17 protein-coding genes are annotated in these 17,699 nt (G+C 37.8%); 16 read left to right on the top strand and 1 reads right to left on the bottom strand.

The window, feature by feature from the left end:
- Positions 1-97 precede the first annotated feature (97 nt).
- Positions 98-478 (bottom strand): large conductance mechanosensitive channel protein MscL, encoded by a 381-nt coding sequence (mscL, locus tag HMPREF9425_RS02630; protein ID WP_037621649.1) that lies wholly within the window; start codon positions 476-478, stop codon positions 98-100.
- 161 nt (positions 479-639) lie between these two features.
- Between mscL and dnaG the strand changes: the two genes are divergently transcribed.
- The 16 genes from dnaG to HMPREF9425_RS02710 all read left to right on the top strand — a co-directional run bounded on the left by dnaG (position 640) and on the right by HMPREF9425_RS02710 (position 17,698).
- Positions 640-2,451, top strand: a complete 1,812-nt coding sequence (gene dnaG, locus HMPREF9425_RS02635; RefSeq protein WP_003096542.1) for a DNA primase — start codon at positions 640-642, stop codon at positions 2,449-2,451.
- A 3-nt stretch (positions 2,452-2,454) separates the two neighbouring features.
- Positions 2,455-3,564, top strand: a complete 1,110-nt coding sequence (gene rpoD, locus HMPREF9425_RS02640) for an RNA polymerase sigma factor RpoD (protein WP_002884252.1) — start codon at positions 2,455-2,457, stop codon at positions 3,562-3,564.
- Positions 3,565-3,617: 53 nt separating this feature from the next.
- Positions 3,618-3,953, top strand: coding sequence for a metal-sulfur cluster assembly factor (locus HMPREF9425_RS02645; RefSeq protein WP_037621651.1), 336 nt, complete (start codon positions 3,618-3,620; stop codon positions 3,951-3,953).
- 10 nt (positions 3,954-3,963) lie between these two features.
- Entirely contained in the window at positions 3,964-4,890 is a 927-nt protein-coding gene (locus tag HMPREF9425_RS02650) for a glycosyltransferase family 2 protein (protein WP_003096549.1), read from the top strand.
- A 61-nt stretch (positions 4,891-4,951) separates the two neighbouring features.
- A complete protein-coding gene (gene rfbD / locus HMPREF9425_RS02655) occupies positions 4,952-5,803 on the top strand; it encodes a dTDP-4-dehydrorhamnose reductase (protein WP_003096550.1) in 852 nt (283 codons plus the stop codon).
- Positions 5,804-6,169: 366 nt separating this feature from the next.
- Positions 6,170-7,495, top strand: a complete 1,326-nt coding sequence (locus tag HMPREF9425_RS02660) for a lipopolysaccharide biosynthesis protein (RefSeq protein ID WP_003096552.1) — start codon at positions 6,170-6,172, stop codon at positions 7,493-7,495.
- Complete coding sequence (locus HMPREF9425_RS02665; RefSeq protein ID WP_003096554.1) at positions 7,495-8,487, top strand: glycosyltransferase family 8 protein; 993 nt, start codon at positions 7,495-7,497, stop codon at positions 8,485-8,487. Before HMPREF9425_RS02660 ends, HMPREF9425_RS02665 begins: the two co-directional genes overlap by 1 nt.
- Positions 8,488-8,516: 29 nt before the next feature.
- Complete coding sequence (locus HMPREF9425_RS02670; protein WP_003096560.1) at positions 8,517-9,233, top strand: glycosyltransferase family 2 protein; 717 nt, start codon at positions 8,517-8,519, stop codon at positions 9,231-9,233.
- Positions 9,233-9,586, top strand: a complete 354-nt coding sequence (locus HMPREF9425_RS02675; RefSeq protein ID WP_003096561.1) for a DUF2304 domain-containing protein — start codon at positions 9,233-9,235, stop codon at positions 9,584-9,586. Before HMPREF9425_RS02670 ends, HMPREF9425_RS02675 begins: the two co-directional genes overlap by 1 nt.
- Complete coding sequence (locus tag HMPREF9425_RS02680) at positions 9,579-10,355, top strand: glycosyltransferase family 2 protein (protein ID WP_003096562.1); 777 nt, start codon at positions 9,579-9,581, stop codon at positions 10,353-10,355. The genes HMPREF9425_RS02675 and HMPREF9425_RS02680 overlap by 8 nt, the downstream gene beginning before the upstream one ends.
- A 118-nt stretch (positions 10,356-10,473) precedes the next feature.
- Positions 10,474-11,622, top strand: a complete 1,149-nt coding sequence (cps2T, locus tag HMPREF9425_RS02685; protein ID WP_003096563.1) for a beta 1-4 rhamnosyltransferase Cps2T — start codon at positions 10,474-10,476, stop codon at positions 11,620-11,622.
- A complete protein-coding gene (locus tag HMPREF9425_RS02690; RefSeq protein ID WP_003096564.1) occupies positions 11,619-12,560 on the top strand; it encodes a glycosyltransferase family 2 protein in 942 nt (313 codons plus the stop codon). The genes cps2T and HMPREF9425_RS02690 overlap by 4 nt, the downstream gene beginning before the upstream one ends.
- Positions 12,560-13,366: an ABC transporter permease gene (locus tag HMPREF9425_RS02695; RefSeq protein ID WP_003096566.1), complete on the top strand. Its 807-nt coding sequence runs from the start codon at positions 12,560-12,562 to the stop codon at positions 13,364-13,366. The genes HMPREF9425_RS02690 and HMPREF9425_RS02695 overlap by 1 nt, the downstream gene beginning before the upstream one ends.
- Positions 13,366-14,589, top strand: a complete 1,224-nt coding sequence (locus HMPREF9425_RS02700; protein ID WP_003096568.1) for an ABC transporter ATP-binding protein — start codon at positions 13,366-13,368, stop codon at positions 14,587-14,589. The genes HMPREF9425_RS02695 and HMPREF9425_RS02700 overlap by 1 nt, the downstream gene beginning before the upstream one ends.
- A gap of 12 nt (positions 14,590-14,601) precedes the next feature.
- Positions 14,602-15,951 carry a glycosyltransferase gene (locus tag HMPREF9425_RS02705; RefSeq protein ID WP_003096570.1) on the top strand — a complete coding sequence of 450 codons (1,350 nt, stop codon included), beginning with the start codon at positions 14,602-14,604 and terminating at the stop codon, positions 15,949-15,951.
- Between the two features lies 1 nt (position 15,952).
- A complete protein-coding gene (locus tag HMPREF9425_RS02710) occupies positions 15,953-17,698 on the top strand; it encodes a rhamnan synthesis F family protein (RefSeq protein ID WP_003096571.1) in 1,746 nt (581 codons plus the stop codon).
- Position 17,699: the final 1 nt, after the last annotated feature.

Below are 17,699 nucleotides of genomic sequence, written 5' to 3' on the forward strand. Positions count from 1 at the left end.
TTTTCTGTTAATCGAATAAATAAGTCAGTTAGTAGTTATGAGATACAAAAAATAAGACGTCTGAAACTTCAGACGTCTTTAGTTGAACAAATAAAGATTATTTGTTTGCAAGAAGGTCGCGGATTTCAGCAAGCAATTCTTCTTGTGATGGACCAGCTTCTTCAGCAGCTTCTTCAGCTTGTTTTTGACCAAGAGCTGCGGCGTGGTTAGCAGCTTTAACAACGAAGAAGAGAGTAGTACCAACGATGATGAAGTTGATAACTGCGCTCAAGAAGCTACCGTATGCGATACCGTTCCATGACAATTTAGAGAGGTTTTCAACATTAGCAGCCTTAACAACTGGGTTAAGGATAAGTGGTGTGATGATATCACTTACAAGTGAAGTGATAATAGCGTTGAAAGCAGCCCCCATAACAACGGCTACAGCAAGGTCAAGGACGTTACCTTTGAACAAAAAGTCTTTAAGTTCTTTAATCATTTTGACAATGAATCCTTTCATCTATTCACTTAATAGTCTATCTGATTTTGTAAATCTTGGCAAGGATTTTGCTCATGAAAAATCAATTTTATTTTACTTTCATTTTTCGTCATGTTATAATTAGAAGTAATGCAATTATGGTAAGATGGGGGGGCGATTAGATGGTAATTGATAAAACTTTAATAGAAGATATTAAGAGCAGTACCAATATCGTCGACGTGATTGGTGAAGTTGTCAGTCTTAATCGTGCTGGCCGCAATTACCTGGGTCTCTGCCCCTTCCATAAGGAGAAAACCCCCTCATTTAATGTTATTGAGGACAGACAGTTTTACCATTGCTTTGGTTGTGGCAAGTCTGGCGATGTCTTCAAATTTTTAGAAGAATATCGTCAGATTTCTTTTCAAGAAAGTGTCAAGGTTCTGGCAGATCGACTAGGTATCGCAGTTAGTATAGATGTGCCAAGGCAAGTCCAGCAGCAAAATTCTCCTAATCAAACTTTTTATGATCTTCATGAGGATGCGCTTAAGTTTTACCACGCTGTCCTCATGACGACCAAGATAGGAGAAGCAGCGCGTGCCTACCTCTATGAGCGTGGTATGACTGACGATTTACTTAAGACCTTCCAGATTGGTCTAGCCCCTGACGAACCAGATTATCTCTATCAGTCTGTATCAAAAAAATATGACGAAGAGGTACTGACAGAATCAGGTCTTTTTAATCTTTCTGAAAGTAATCGTCTTTTCGATACTTTTAAAAATCGAATCATGTTTCCGCTTAAGAATGAGTTTGGAAAGACTATCGGTTTTTCAGGGCGTGTTTGGACCAAGGAAGATATTGAAAAAGGACAAGCTAAGTACAAAAATACAAGGGCTACCCGCATTTTCAATAAGTCTTATGAACTCTACCACCTCGATCAGGCTAAGCCAGTGATACAGAAAACCCATGAGGTCTATCTGATGGAAGGGTTCATGGATGTCATTGCGGCCTATAGGGCTGGGCATGTTAATGTTGTGGCTTCTATGGGGACGGCGTTGACCCCTGAGCATGTCAATCGTCTGCGTAAACTCACCAAGAAAATTGTTTTGACCTATGATGGTGATAAGGCAGGGCAAAATGCGATTGCCAAGTCTCTTGAGCTTTTATCGGATTTTCAAGTGGATATTGTTAAAATTCCAGACAATATGGACCCTGATGAATATCTACAGAAAACATCCGAAGAGGCTTTGGGGAAACTTTTGGTCGAGTCCCGTATTTCAGATGTGGAATTTTGGATAGGACAGCTAAAACCTGCTAATGTAGACAATCTTCAAGCAGAGATTGCCTATGTTGAGCAGATTGCTAAGATTATTGCCAAGTCACCTTCTGTGACGGCACAAAATTCCTACATTTCTAAGGTGGCTGACCTTTTGCCTGACTTTGATTTTTTCCAAGTCGAGCAAGCGGTCAATAACGAACGGTTGACCATGAGAAATCAGCAGACAGCTCAATTATCGGCTGCTAGTAATAGTGCTTATGAGTCTTCAGCGTCAGGATTCAGAGGAACGGTCAAACTACCTTCTACACCTAAAATCACAGGTCTTCGTCGGGCGGAAAATCAACTCTTCCATCGTATGGTTAATCATCCTATGATTTTGAATGACTATCGCATGAGAGAGGAGTTTTTCTTCCAAACACCTGAGTTAGAGGAGCTTTATCATATTCTGAAACAAGATGGTCAGATTGATACCGTAGCTTTATCTCTACTTTCTCAAGAGGTACAAACAGCCTATTATCAGGTTTTAGAGGAGATTTTACCACCTGAAACTAGTCTTGAAGAAGTTCAGGCTATCGAAGAGCGTAGAAATCATTTTTTGATGGAACAGGACTTTCGCAAGCAAAGTAAACAAATTAGAGAATCAAGTAACCACGGTGATGTGGATGCAGCGGTGGAAGCCTTGCAGATGCTCATCGCCCAAAAACGAGATATGGAGTAACACATGGCAAAGAAAAAACAAAATACAGCATTCAACGTTCAAGTCGCTGATTTCATTCGTAACCATAAAAAAGCTGGTACAGCAATTGATGATGAAGTCACAGAAAAACTAGTTATCCCATTTGTTCTAGATGCTGATGGGATTGATGACCTTTTGGAACGTTTGACAGATGGTGGTATCTCTATCACTGATAAGGATGGAAACCCTTCATCTAAATATGTTGTTGAGGCACCAAAACCAGAAGAGCTTACAGACGAGGAGCTTCTTGGTTCAAACTCAGCTAAGGTCAATGACCCTGTTCGTATGTATCTAAAAGAGATTGGGGTAGTGCCTCTCTTGAGTAACGAAGAGGAAAAAGAATTGGCTATTGCTGTTGAAAATGGTGACTTGGAAGCTAAACAACGTTTGGCAGAAGCCAACCTTCGTTTGGTAGTCTCAATCGCTAAACGCTATGTTGGACGTGGTATGCAGTTCTTGGACTTGATTCAAGAGGGTAACATGGGGCTTATGAAAGCCGTTGATAAATTTGACTACTCTAAAGGTTTCAAATTCTCAACTTATGCAACATGGTGGATTCGTCAAGCAATCACACGTGCCATCGCAGACCAAGCACGTACCATCCGTATCCCAGTTCACATGGTTGAAACTATCAATAAATTGGTACGTGAGCAACGTAACCTCTTGCAAGAGTTAGGACAAGACCCAACACCTGAGCAAATTGCTGAGCGAATGGATATGACACCAGATAAGGTTCGTGAAATCCTTAAGATTGCTCAAGAGCCAGTTTCTCTAGAAACACCTATCGGTGAAGAAGATGATAGCCATTTGGGTGATTTTATCGAGGATGAAGTTATCGAAAATCCAGTAGATTACACAACTCGTGTCGTTCTTCGTGAACAATTGGATGAAGTGCTTGATACCCTTACAGATCGTGAAGAAAACGTTCTTCGTCTCCGTTTCGGTCTTGATGATGGTAAGATGCGTACCTTGGAAGATGTTGGTAAAGTCTTCAACGTTACTCGTGAACGTATTCGTCAGATTGAAGCTAAAGCTCTTCGTAAATTGCGTCACCCAAGCCGCAGCAAACAACTTAAAGACTTTATTGAAGACTAAGATAGTAAATGGAAGGGGCCTGATTGTTAGGCCCTGATTTTGGAGGAAAAGCTATGTCTGAAGTAAAATACACTGAAGAAGAAATTGAAAAAATCAAAGACCGTATCTTGGAAGCCTTAGAAATGGTCATTGATCCAGAGTTGGGGATTGATATTGTCAACCTAGGCCTTATTTACGATATCCGTTTCCAACAAGACGGCTATACTGAAATCGATATGACTTTGACGACTATGGGATGTCCTTTGGCAGATCTTTTGACAGACCAAATTTATGATGCTATGAAAGAAGTGCCAGAAGTCACTAAGACTGAAGTGAAGTTGGTCTGGACACCAGTTTGGTCTGTAGAAAAAATGAGCCGTTATGCCCGTATCGCTCTAGGTATTCGTTAGGAGAACGTTTATGAAAACACTGGCTATCGTTGTCCCCTGTTATAACGAAGAAGAGACTATTCATCCATTTTTAAAGGCTTCTCAGGCTGTTGAAAAGCAGATGGCCAATCAACTAGCGTTTAACTATTACTTTGTAAATGATGGTTCTAAAGATAAAACTTTAGAGGTATTGAGACAGGTTTCAAAGCAAATTGAGAATGTCCACTATCTATCTTTCTCACGTAATTTTGGTAAAGAAGCGGGCTTACTTGCTGGCCTTGAAGCAGCTCAGGGAGACTATGTGACAGTTATGGACGCTGACCTTCAGGATCCGCCTGAACTGCTTATTGAGATGTATGCCAAGATTCAAGAAGGTTATGATGTTGTTGGGAGTCGTCGTGCTGACCGTAAGGGAGAGCCTTCGATTCGTTCCATCTTTGCCAAGACTTTCTATTGGCTAATTAACAAAGTTTCTGACACCGAGATGGTTGGTGGCGCACGTGATTTTCGTTTGATGACTCGCCAGGTTGTTGATGCTATCCTAGAACTCAAAGAGGTCAATCGTTTTTCAAAAGGGCTCTTTTCATGGGTTGGCTTTGATGTGGCCTACGTCTCTTATGAAAATCGTGAACGTGTGGCAGGAGAAACCTCATGGTCTTTCTGGAGCCTATTGAGCTATTCACTTGATGGCTTTATCAACTTCTCCGAAGTGCCATTGAAACTTGCCACATGGGCAGGAACCTTCTCATTCTTAATCTCTTTGGTTGGAATTGTCTTTGTCGTTATCCGAAAACTAACCATAGGTGGGAGTGTTGCAGGCTGGGCAAGCCTTGTCTCAATCATCCTCTTTATCGGAGGAATCCAACTCTTAGCCTTGGGAATCATCGGGAACTACATCTCAAAGATTTTCCTAGAAACCAAGAAACGACCAGTGTATGTTATTAAAGAAAAAGGGTGAAATTTCACCCTTTTTCTGTTAAAATTAAAGTGCTATTAATGAAAATTACGAGGAGAAAAATATGATTCTAGTAACAGGTGCAAATGGCCAACTCGGAACTGAGCTTCGTCATCTACTTGATGAACGTAACGAAGAGTATGTAGCAGTAGATGTGGCAGAAATGGACATCACAGATGCTGAAAAAGTAGATGAAGTGTTTGCGGAAGTAAAACCAACCTTGGTCTATCACTGTGCTGCCTACACAGCTGTTGATGCTGCTGAAGATGAAGGCAAAGAGCTTGACTATGCAATTAATGTGACAGGTACTGAAAATGTCGCTAAGGCTGCCGAAAAACATGGTGCAACGCTTGTTTATATTTCAACGGACTACGTTTTTGATGGTGAAAAACCAGTAGGTCAAGAGTGGGAAGTTGATGACAAACCAGATCCACAGACAGAGTATGGCCGTACAAAACGCATGGGTGAAGAGTTAGTTGAAAAACATGTTTCAAACTACTACATTATCCGTACAGCTTGGGTGTTCGGTAACTATGGTAAGAACTTTGTTTTCACCATGCAAAACCTCGCTAAGACTCACAAGACACTTACAGTTGTTAATGACCAACATGGTCGTCCAACTTGGACACGTACTTTGGCAGAGTTTATGACTTATTTGGCTGAAAACCGTAAGGAATATGGTTACTATCACTTGTCAAATGATGCAGCAGAAGATACAACTTGGTATGACTTTGCGGTTGAAATCCTCAAAGATACTGATGTTGAAGTGAAACCTGTTGATTCAAGCCAATTCCCTGCTAAAGCTAAACGCCCACTTAACTCAACAATGAGTTTGGCTAAGGCTAAGGCAACAGGGTTTGTAATCCCAACATGGCAAGATGCTTTGAGAGAGTTTTACAAACAAGAAGTGAAATAAGAATATGGGAAAAGTACTATTGTTTGGTTTATTAGTGGTTATTTTGGTAGTTTTCTATAGCCTTGGATAGTGTGATGAAAATAGTGGTACCAGAAGGGAAACTGTAAATAGAAATTTCTGACATTATCCAATTTTGGCAAAGAATATTTCGCAATAGTATTCAGTCCCTTGGTTGTATTATATAATTCAGAAGCAGATTATTTATAATTAGTGTTATTTGTTCTAAAAGAATATAGTTATCAAACTTTTTTGAAGAGGTCTTTAAGACCTCTTTTTTAGGAGGTGAAGTGAATTGTTAGTGGGATTTTCACTTTTTAAAAAATCTATAGTATAATAAAGGGAAAAATCATTTTTGTAGGAGAAATAATGAGTTCAGAAAAAGGCACTTTAGTGAAGAATGTAGATGACCCAAAATTCATTTCAGAGATAATAGATAATAAAATTTCTATAAAGGAGAATTATATCTGGAATATGTTGGGAACTATCTCTTCTTCTTTAATTTCAGTTATTCTCTTGCTCTTAGCTTCTAGACTTCTTGATTCTCAAAATTCAGATATTTTTAGCATTGCATACGCACTAAGTCAGCAGTTCTTTATTTTGGGATATTTCCAGATACGTAATATGCAGTCTACAGATGTTCAAGAAAGGCACTCATTTGTTTCCTATCATAATACACGTATAGTAACAGTTATTATGATGTTATTAACCTCTCTTGGATATATTTTTGTGCAAGGATATAGTTTTTATAAAGCAGTAATTATCTTACTCCTAGTGTTGTATCGAGCAATCGATGCTTATTCAGATGTTTTTCAGGGTTATTTTCAACAACAAAACAGATCAGATTTAGCTGGAAAAGTTCAGTTTTATCGTAGTTGGATTTCTATATTAGTCTTTGGATTAAGCTTGATTTTAGCAAAATCACTAATGATTTCAAGTACTATTATTTGTTTGATAAATCTATTTCTTACAGTTGTCCTAGATTATAGAATCTCTACTAGAAACTTTGAAATTAATTTTTATCCATCAATATTTAAAGATAACCGTAATATTATCTCTATATTAAAAGAAGCATTTCCCTTATTTCTAAATGGTTTTTTGATTACTTATGTCTACAATGAAGCTAAGATTGATATTGATTCTCTCTTGTCTCAGGGGTTATTTTCAAATGGTATTCAACGAGACTTTAATGTATTGTTTATGCCCGTCTTTGTTTTATCCCTCTTATTTTTCGTTTTAAGACCTTTAACTACACAGCTATCAATCTATTGGTATGAACAGAAATATAATCTGTTTTATAAGCAGGTTTATCTTTTATTTGCAACTATGACTGTTTTAGGCATAATTATTATAGGTCTAGGCTATCTAATTGGTACAGAGATTCTAGGTTTTATTTATGGAACGTCATTGGTAGAATATAAAGTGCCTTTTGTGATTCTCCTTATTGGAGGAATCCTAAATGTATTAGCACTTGTTATTGATATAGTTATGACAATTTTTAGAAAACAAACATATCTTGTGATTGCATATATTACTAGCTTTATTGTAGCTAAATTTATCACAATGCCGTTTGTAAAGGGAGAGGGGATTATGGGTGCATCAATGTCATTCTTGATTTCAATGATTATCTTTTTTTGCACTAGCATAATAATTTATATTTGGGTAAATAATAACAATAAAAGAAAGAGAAGTTAATGAATATTTTATTTACGTTAAATAACGCTTTTGTTCCTCAAGCTGCAACATGTATGTGTTCAATTTTTGAAAATAATAAGTCTATGAGTGAAATCAATATTTATTTGATTGCTTCGAATATTTCTATTGATAATAAGCAAAAATTAATTAATTTTGCTGAAAGGTACGGTCGCAAAGTACACCTGATTAATTTAGGAGAAATCTCAGACCTTATAGATTTTGATTTTGATACCAATGGATGGTCTTCAATTGTATTAGCTAGATTATTCCTTGATAAATTGCTTCCTGACGATATCAATCGAATTTTATATTTGGATGGAGATACTCTTGTACTAAAAGATATTTCTAATTTTTATAACATTGATCTTGGCGATAAAGTTTTAGGGATGTGTCCTGAGCCTACTGTTGATAAAGAAAGAAGGAAATTCTTAGCTTTAGGAGAGGTTCCATATCATAACTCAGGAGTATTATTGATTGATTTAAAAAGATGGAGGAGGGAAGAAATCGGTAAAAAAGTTATTGATTTTTATAAACTGCACGATGGAAAACTTTTTGCTCCAGATCAAGATGCGTTAAATGGTGCCCTTAATAAGGATATAGCAACGTTATCAATTTCATATAACTATTTCAATATTTATGATACTTACCCTTACAGAATTTTAAAACAATTAAGTTTTCCTTCAGACTTTATTTCCAAAAATGAATTTTTAGAAATAAAAAAATCACCTTCAATTATCCACTATTTAGGAGAGGAACGCCCTTGGCGTAAAGGAAATACACATAGGTTTGCCAAGCAATATCTTGATTATCAGAAACGAACACCTTGGTCTGAAACGCCTATGGAAACTGGTTGGGAATTATACTTTATTTGTTTTAGGATTTTTAATATAGTTATGAAACCTTTTCCAATGTTACGTTATAAGATAATTAACTCACTTATACCAACATTCATGAAATATCGAAAAAAACAACTTCAAAAGAATAAGAAATAGTTGTAATGAATAAAGAAAGAAAATAATAAATGAGAGTTTTAATGATAATCCCTGCCTACAATGAGGAGGAAAGTATTTTCGATACGGTAACGAGTATTTTGAATTACCGCAAGAAAGTTGATTTTGATTTGGACTATGTTGTTATCAATGATGGATCAACAGATAAGACAAAACAAATTCTGGAAGATAATCATTTTAATGCGGTTAATCTCGTGATGAATCTTGGGATTGGCGGTGCGGTTCAAACAGGCTACAAATATGCACTAGAGCATGACTATGATGTAGCAGTTCAATTTGATGGAGATGGCCAGCATGATATTGAATCCTTGTCAGATTTGCTAGAGCCAATTCGAAAAAATGAAGCAGACCTAGTTATTGGTTCTCGTTTTGTTGGTGATGTTAAGTCTGAATTTCAAACAACTTTTATGAGGCGCTTAGGAATTAGTGTTATTTCCAATCTTATCAAATGGACAACTGGACAAAGAGTCTTAGATACAACTTCGGGTTACCGTTTGGCTGATAAAGCTGTTATTAAACAGTTCGCTAAGCGTTATCCAATCAAGTATCCAGAACCAGAGACTATTGTTCATATTTTGAAACGTAAATATCGAGTTGTTGAGCAACCAGCGAATATGTTTGAACGTACTGGTGGCGTTTCTTCCATTACGCCAATTAAATCGATTCGATATATGCTTGAAGTATGTTCGTCGATTGTTATTGCAGCCTTTATGAAGGAGAGTGAATAATGTCAGTTTTATCTATTGTGATGTTGGTAGCTTCCATCTTTTTCCTTTATCTAGTCATTAGAAATATTAATAAGAATAATATTTTATTTGAACAGGCCTTCATGTGGATCGTCATCAGTCTGGTTATGATTGTTATTTCCCTTTTTGATGTTATTCCGGTATATTTTGCAGGATTACTTGGATTTGAACTGACTTCGAATTTTTTGCTGTCGCTTGCTATCTTTTTCTTATTGGTCATCGCTTTCCTACAAACCATGACTTTGTCGAAACAAAAAGAGCAGATAAAGCATTTGGTTCAGGAATTATCTATTCTCAAAAGTCATGTAGAAGAGAAAGAGGAAAAGAATGAATGATAATCATACTTGGGTAATTTGCGCTTATGGAGAAAGTGATTATCTTGAAGCCTGTATTCAATCTTTGAAAAATCAAACTCTTTATTCTCAAATTATCTGTTATAGTTCAACGCCACTTGATTCGATTAAGGAACTTTGCCAGCGTTATGATATCCCATTTTATACGAAACAAGGTGGGGGGATTGGTAAGGATTGGAATAATGCCATTTCTTTTGTAGGAACAAAATATGCTACTATCGCCCATCAGGATGACTATTATGAGCCAAGATATGCAGAAAAAGTATTGGCCAAGATGGATAAGTATAGTGATGTCCTAATTGGATATTCTGATTATTTTGAAGAAAAAAACGGTCTTAAGATTTCTGCAAATACAAATCTCAAGATTAAAACTTTGATGCTGAAGACAATGAATCTTTTTCCTAGTAGTCATTTTTGGCGTAACCGCGTAATGGCTTTTGGTAATCCAATTTGTTGTCCAGCTGTCACCTATAACCTTGAAAAATTGAAGAATTTCTATTTTGATGAGGGAATGAAGGTTAGTCTTGACTGGTATGCTTGGTATAAGATTAGTGAATACAAGGGACGTTTTGTTTATGTGTCAGATAAGCTAATGTGTCACCGAATTCATGAGGAATCTGAGACTTCTAAGACAATTGCTGATAATACTCGTAGTAAAGAAGATTTGTATATGTACCAACTCTTTTGGCCAAAATGGATAGCAAATATCCTTATGAAACAATATGTAAAGAGTCAGAAGACGAATAATTGATTTGTTTTTATATTCATAGCAATAGCGACTTGAACAGTCGTTTTTCTTTTTGTATTAGGCAAAAAGCCCAGAAAATGGTATAATTGAACGGATTGTAGTTTGTTAGAAAGGGAATAATATGCAACACGTTTTTATTATCGGAAGTCGTGGACTTCCGGCTCAATATGGTGGTTTCGAGACCTTCGTGGACCAATTGGTCTCCAATCGAGTATCACCGAATATCAAGTACCATGTTGCTTGCCTTTCTAATGATCAAGCTTACTATCATTTTGACTACAAGGGTGTAGATTGTTTTACGATTAAAGCGCCCAAACTTGGGCCTGCGCGGGTCATTGCCTATGATATGATAGCCATCAATTATGCCTTGAAGGTCATTAAGAAACAAGGAATTGAAAAACCTATTTTTTATATTTTGGGTAATACCATCGGGGCCTTTGTGGCGCCTTTTGCGAGAAAAATTCATAAAATTGGTGGTCAATTCTATATTAATCCTGATGGACTGGAGTGGAAACGGGCCAAGTGGGCAAAGCCAATTCAAGCCTATCTCAAGTATTCTGAAAAGGTCATGACGCATCATGCTGACTTGGTAATTTCTGATAATCCTGGAATTGAGTCCTATATCCAGGAAGTCTATCCTTGGTCTAAAACGACCTATATTGCTTATGGGACTGACTTATCTCCAACAAGTTTGGCTAGTCAGGATAGCAAGGTTAGAGAACTTTATCAAAAGTGGCAGATACAGGAAAAAAACTATTACCTGATTTTGGGACGTTTTGTTCCAGAAAATAATTACGAGACCGCTATTCGTGAATTTATGGGTTCTTCGACCAAGCGAGATTTGGTGATTATTTGTAACCATGAAGGTAATCCCTATTTTGAAGAACTTCGCTCTCGGACTGGATTTGATCAGGACCCACGCGTCAAGTTTGTAGGAACAGTCTATGATCAAGACCTTTTGAAGTATATCCGTAAAGAAGCCTTTGCCTATATCCATGGTCATGAAGTGGGTGGGACCAATCCAGGCCTCCTAGAGGCTCTTGCTCAGACGGATCTCAATTTGGTCCTAGGAGTCTCCTTTAATCAAACAGTCGCAAAGGACACGGCTCAATATTGGACCAAAGAAACTGGAAATTTGGCACATTTGATTAATCAAGTCGATTCTTTAGAAGATGCATCTGAATGGGGCCAACTAGCCAAAGCCAATATGAAGCAAAACTTTACCTGGGAAAAAATTGTAGGTGAGTACGAGGAATTATTCTTATTATGAAAGTAAATATCTTGTTGTCCACCTACAACGGTGAGCAGTATCTAAAAGAGCAGGTCAAAAGTATTCAAGACCAGACTTATCAGGATTGGCAACTCTTGATCCGGGATGATGGTTCGACAGATGGTACAGTAGAGATTATTCAAGAGCTGGTTGCTCAGGATGAGCGCATTCGCTTTATCAATCAAGGAGCCATCGAAAATCTCGGAGTTATCAAGAGTTTTCACACACTGTTAAAATATGAAAAGGCTGATCTTTATTGCTTTAGTGACCAAGATGATGTCTGGCTTCCTGAAAAAATTGCCCTACAAGTGGAAGAAGCAGAGAAACATCCGCAAAAGGAGCCTTTATTGGTCTACACAGATTTAAAAGTGGTTGATGAAAACTTAAATGTTAAGCATGAGAGTATGATTCGCACCCAGTCTGATCATGCCAATACAGAACTCATTCAAGAGCTGACAGAAAATACGGTAACTGGCGGAGTAGCTATGATTAACCATACGCTGGCTGAATTATGGACAGGTCAAGAAAATCATGCGCTTCTCATGCATGATTGGTACCTGGCCTTGTTGGCAGCTGCTTTTGGGAAGCTCATCTATGTCGATCAACCAACAGAATTGTACCGTCAGCACAGTAGCAATGTTCTGGGTGCTCGTACCCTTAGAAAACGGGTCAAAAATTGGGTTCGTCCCCATATTTTGTTTGCTAAGTATTGGAATCTCATCGAATCTAGTCAAGAACAAGCGAAAAATCTATTGGATCTGCCTGTCAGTCCCCAAAATAAAGGAATTATTGAAAACTTTGTAACTATTATGGACGTCCCTTTAAAAGAACGTATGAGACGGATTCGTCAGTATGGTTATCGTAAGAACCGAGCCTTCCACACCTTTGTGTTTACCAGCTTGATTCTGACAAAGTTTGCATATCGAGGTAAAAAATAATGTTTGACGTTTTTAGTCAGAAAAATCGAATTTTATTACGAGAATTAATTAAAACAGACTTTAAATTACGCTACCAAGGATCAGCGATTGGTTATCTTTGGTCGATTTTAAAACCCTTGATGACTTTCACAATCATGTATATTGTCTTCATCCGATTCTTACGCTTGGGTGGAGATGTGCCCCATTTCCCAGTTGCCCTCTTGTTGGCCAATGTAGTCTGGGGCTTCTTCTCAGAAGCAACATCTATGGGGATGGTTTCGATTGTTAGTCGAGGCGACCTGTTGCGCAAGTTGAACTTCTCCAAACATATCATTGTCTTATCTGCGATTTCAGGAGCAGCGATTAACTTTGTCATTAACCTTGTAGTGGTCTTGATTTTCTCATTCTTTAATGGGGTGACATTCTCTTGGACAGCTTTGATGGTTATTCCGTTATTCTTTGAGTTATTCTTGATAGCGACAGGATGCGCTTTGATTTTAGCGACTTTTTTTGTTCGTTTCCGTGACCTAGGTCAAGTCTGGGAAGTACTTTTGCAAGCCGGCTTGTATGCGACGCCAATTATCTACCCGATTACCTTTATTGCAGACCGCAATCCATGGGCGGCTAAGTTGGTCATGATGAATCCATTGGCTCAGATTATTCAAGATATGCGTTATTTCTTGATTGATAAAGCTAACACCCCAGTATGGCTTTTGGTGCAGAATAAGTATTTGGTTCTGATTCCTTATGTCTTGCCAATTCTTATTTTTGTTGCTGGCTTTGCTTACTTTAACAAACATGCTAAGAAATTTGCGGAGATTCTCTAATGACAGATAAACAAATTGCAGTAAAAGTAGACCATGTTAGCAAGTACTTTAAGTTGCCAACAGAGGCTACTAACAGTCTCCGAACTACCTTGGTTAATCGCTTCAAAGGAATTAAAGGTTACAAAGAACAACACGTTCTGAATGATATTTCTTTCGAAGTAGAAAAAGGAGATTTTTTTGGGATTCTAGGAAGAAATGGTTCTGGGAAATCGACCCTCTTGAAAATTATTTCTGAAATTTATGTTCCTGAGAAAGGTTCTGTTACCATCGATGGGAAACTGGTGTCTTTTATCGAGCTTGGTGTGGGCTTTAACCCAGAACTGACAGGTCGTGAAAATGTCTACATGAATGGAGCTATGCTGGGCTTCTCAACAGCTGAAATTGATGCCATGTATGATGACATCGTAGACTTTGCTGAGTTGCATGAATTCATGAACCAAAAACTTAAGAACTACTCATCAGGTATGCAGGTTCGCCTAGCCTTTTCGGTTGCGATTAAGGCACAAGGTGATATCTTGATTTTGGATGAGGTTCTTGCGGTAGGGGATGAGGCTTTCCAGCGCAAGTGTAACGATTACTTCCAAGAACGAAAGAAATCAGGGAAAACCACCATCCTGGTTACCCATGATATGGGAGCCGTCAAGAAATATTGTAACAAGGCTGTTTTGATTGAAAATGGTTTGGTGAAGGCTTTAGGAAGTCCGGAAAATGTTGCCAATCAGTATAGTTTTGATAATACAGCTCCTTTACAACAGGGAGGAGAGACTAGTGGGATTGCTAAGTCAAACCAGGAGGAAAAAGTCTTGGTTGAAAACTTTCAGCTTCAGTTATTAAGTTCGAACAAGTTACGTCCACAAGATCCCATTCAGTTCCAGATTGATTTTGATGTTCGTGAAGATATTCAAACCTATATTGCTCTGTCTTTAACGGATATCGATCGGAACATTTGGATTTATAATGATAATTCTATGGATCGACTTATGAGTGGGGCTGGACATAAAACGGTGTACTACTCTTGTTCACTTTCAACTGTGAATGACTTGAAAATGAAATTAGAAGTGACAGTACGGGATGCTGAAGGGCAAATGTTGGCTTTTTCAGATGCTACCCAAACTCCACTAATCTTTATCAATCGAGATGATATAGATTTAGATGATAAATCAGCAATGGATTCAGCAAGTGGCTTAATCCAACGTAATGGAACATGGTCAATAACTGACTAGACTGAGGAAGATATGGAAACGACGCCTTTTGTTTCGATTATTTGTACAGTTTTTAATAAAGAACCCTGGCTAAAGAAGACGATTGATAGCTTCTTAGTACAACAAACAGAGTTTGCTTTTGAGATTATCTTGGTGGATGATGCCTCAAGCGATGGTTCTCGTCACATCATTCAGGACTATCAAGCTAACTATCCTAATTTGATTCGTACCTTTTATCACGAAGAGAATCAGGGGATTGCTAAAACCTGGGTCACTATCTGTAAGGAAGCGCAGGGACAGTATATTGCTCGCTGTGACGGAGATGATTTTTGGTTAGATCCTTTAAAACTTCAGAAACAGGTTGACTTATTAGAAAGTAAGCCTGATTGTAAATGGTCCAATACAGATTTTGATATTTATGATGAACAAGGGACTCTCGTTTCTAAGGCTGGCTTTGCGAATCATACGATTCCATTAGCAGATACCTACGAAAAGATGCTTGCAACAAGAGGGTTTACCATGGCTTCTACATGGCTAGTAGATAGAGAACTGATGTTAGAAGTCAATCAAGAGTTAGACTTAACAACATCAGATGATACTTTCAACCTCCAATTGGAGCTCTTTCAACGGACTTCTTTAGCATATCTGGATGAAGCGACAGTTGCTTATACCATTAATCAAGGATCGGATTCTCGTCCTACTGATTTAAAAAAATTAGAACGACGTTTTCATAATTTGTTGAAAACACAACTTGAGTATCTTGATAAATATCCAAATGCCGATTATAAAGAGATGACGAAGATCCTTTTAGATCGTAATAATACTTATGAGATCCGTCTTTCCAAACCAATGGATTCTCTTTCACACATCGGAATGGAGTCTGTTACAATTTATTTTGGAGATGAAAAAAATACCTATTCGGAAGATCGTGTCCTGACTAAACTTCTTCAAAAAGAAGATAGTCTGACAATCGAAATTCCGAAGGAAACCTCCACTGTTCGAGTTGATCTTTCGGAATGTCCTAGTTATTACTCTGATGTTGAATTGAAAGATTCGTCAGGCAAAGTTTGCTCAGCTGTTTATAGTAATGGTGTTGTTGTTGATCATTTGTATTTGTTTAGCGAACCGGATCCTCAGTTGATTTATGAAGTTGAAGAAGAGGGTGTGTATCAACTGAGCTATAAAATGATTTCTATAGATAATCCTTCTGCACCGGATTATATTGGAAAGGTTTTTGCTGCCGAAATGTTAGATTGTCAAAATAGTTTGAAAAATCTTGAGGCAGAGTTACAAGCTACAAAAGAAGCATATAGTACAGTCATTCATTCACGTCGTTGGACCATCCCCACAAAAATCTTGAAATTCTTAAGAATAAGGAAATAGTATGCAACGTTTACTTTTATATGTTCACTTCAATAAATTTAGCTTTATTAGTGGACATGTTCTCTATCAATTGGAAAAAATCCGTCCCTTGTATTCTCGGGTGGTCTTTATCTCCAATAGTCAACTTTCAGAAGATGTGAAGGATAGTTTGTCTTCTCAAAATCTAGTAGATGATATTCTGGAGCGTCAAAATATCGGATTTGACTTTGCTGCTTGGCGAGATGGGATGAAGGTGGTCGGCTTTGATCAACTAGCTAACTTTGATTCTGTCACCCTCATGAATGATACCTGTTTTGGACCTCTTTGGGATCTAAAACCAATTTATCAGCAGTTTGAAAATGATGACGAAGTGGATTTCTGGGGGATGACCAATTATCGGAAAGACAAGGATTTTAACGAGCATATTCAGAGTTATTATCTCAGTTTTAAAAAACAGGTGCTAACATCGAGCGCCTTTCATGAATTTTGGCAGGGTGTTCAAGACTTCACCAATGTTCAAAATGTGATTGATCACTACGAGACCAAGGTCACAACGAACTTCTTGAATGCTGGTTTTCGCTATAAAACTGTTTTTGATACTATCCATGAAGACACAACAGGAATGCTCTATCCAGACTTTTCTTACTACAATCCTACAGCGATTCTAAATCATAAGGTTCCTTTCATCAAAGTCAAAACTATTGCAAACAATGAAGGAATTATGCCTTACATTTTTGACGAATTGGAACGTATATCGGACTATCCATTAGATTTGATTCTCAACCACATGTCTATGATTGATCGTCCGGACTATCCGTATTTGTTATCGCATAAGTACTTGAAAGGCCAAGAATTGGTAGAGAATTTCGATAGAAAAGTTGCGGTTCATCTCCATGTCTTTTATGTGGATCTTTTGGAAGAATTTCTAGATGCTTTCCAAGCTTTTCATTTCATCTATGACTTATGGATTACGACAGATGTAGAAGAAAAGAAGCAGGCTATTGAGAAAATTCTTTCTAATCGAGTACAAGATGCCACGGTTGTGGTGACTGGAAACATTGGACGAGATGTGTTGCCAATGTTGCTCCTAAAAGAGCAACTCTCGCGCTATGATTATGTAGGTCATTTCCATACCAAGAAATCCAAAGAAGCAGATTTCTGGGCAGGTGAATCCTGGCGAAAAGAATTGATCGAGATGCTGGTCAAACCAGCAGATCTAATCCTTGCCAATATGGAGGCCAATCCAAAAGTCGGAATCACTATCGCAGATATTCCAACCTTCTTCCGTTATAATCGAATAGTAGTTGCCTGGAATGAGGCCCTCATTTCACCAGAGATGAACAAGCTCTGGCAACGGATGGGAGCGACCAAGACAATTGATTTCAAGAGTCTCAATACCTTTGTCATGAGTTATGGGACTTTTGTTTGGTTTAAATATGATGCTCTAAAACCTTTGTTTGATTTGAACCTGACAGCAGCAGATGTTCCAGCTGAACCTCTTCCTCAAAATTCGATATTGCATGCGATTGAACGTTTGTTGATCTACATTGCCTGGGATCAAAAGTATGATTTTAGAATCTCTCAAAACCCGCATGTTTTAACCCCATTTATCGATAATAAGCAGTTGAACAATCGTGAAGATCTCCAACCGCATACCTTCGTGGACTTTAATCAAATCGGTGGGATTAAAGGTGCCTTGAAGTATATCGTGATCGGTCCAGCAAGAGCTGTGAAATATATTCTCAAAAGGCTATTGATTAGAAAGTAGT

It is taken from the genome of Streptococcus vestibularis ATCC 49124 (genome assembly GCF_000188295.1).
Lineage (GTDB): Bacteria > Bacillota > Bacilli > Lactobacillales > Streptococcaceae > Streptococcus > Streptococcus vestibularis.

Coding starts and splice junctions, on each gene's coding strand:
- dnaG (WP_003096542.1), top strand. CDS start 640: ATGGTAATTGATAAAACTTTAATAGAAGATATTAAGAGCAGTACCAAT.
- HMPREF9425_RS02660 (WP_003096552.1), top strand. CDS start 6,170: ATGAGTTCAGAAAAAGGCACTTTAGTGAAGAATGTAGATGACCCAAAA.
- rpoD (WP_002884252.1), top strand. CDS start 2,455: ATGGCAAAGAAAAAACAAAATACAGCATTCAACGTTCAAGTCGCTGAT.
- HMPREF9425_RS02665 (WP_003096554.1), top strand. CDS start 7,495: ATGAATATTTTATTTACGTTAAATAACGCTTTTGTTCCTCAAGCTGCA.
- rfbD (WP_003096550.1), top strand. CDS start 4,952: ATGATTCTAGTAACAGGTGCAAATGGCCAACTCGGAACTGAGCTTCGT.
- HMPREF9425_RS02690 (WP_003096564.1), top strand. CDS start 11,619: ATGAAAGTAAATATCTTGTTGTCCACCTACAACGGTGAGCAGTATCTA.
- HMPREF9425_RS02705 (WP_003096570.1), top strand. CDS start 14,602: ATGGAAACGACGCCTTTTGTTTCGATTATTTGTACAGTTTTTAATAAA.
- HMPREF9425_RS02670 (WP_003096560.1), top strand. CDS start 8,517: ATGAGAGTTTTAATGATAATCCCTGCCTACAATGAGGAGGAAAGTATT.
- HMPREF9425_RS02680 (WP_003096562.1), top strand. CDS start 9,579: ATGAATGATAATCATACTTGGGTAATTTGCGCTTATGGAGAAAGTGAT.
- HMPREF9425_RS02675 (WP_003096561.1), top strand. CDS start 9,233: ATGTCAGTTTTATCTATTGTGATGTTGGTAGCTTCCATCTTTTTCCTT.
- HMPREF9425_RS02700 (WP_003096568.1), top strand. CDS start 13,366: ATGACAGATAAACAAATTGCAGTAAAAGTAGACCATGTTAGCAAGTAC.
- HMPREF9425_RS02650 (WP_003096549.1), top strand. CDS start 3,964: ATGAAAACACTGGCTATCGTTGTCCCCTGTTATAACGAAGAAGAGACT.
- HMPREF9425_RS02645 (WP_037621651.1), top strand. CDS start 3,618: ATGTCTGAAGTAAAATACACTGAAGAAGAAATTGAAAAAATCAAAGAC.
- HMPREF9425_RS02695 (WP_003096566.1), top strand. CDS start 12,560: ATGTTTGACGTTTTTAGTCAGAAAAATCGAATTTTATTACGAGAATTA.
- cps2T (WP_003096563.1), top strand. CDS start 10,474: ATGCAACACGTTTTTATTATCGGAAGTCGTGGACTTCCGGCTCAATAT.
- mscL (WP_037621649.1), bottom strand. CDS start 478: ATGATTAAAGAACTTAAAGACTTTTTGTTCAAAGGTAACGTCCTTGAC.
- HMPREF9425_RS02710 (WP_003096571.1), top strand. CDS start 15,953: ATGCAACGTTTACTTTTATATGTTCACTTCAATAAATTTAGCTTTATT.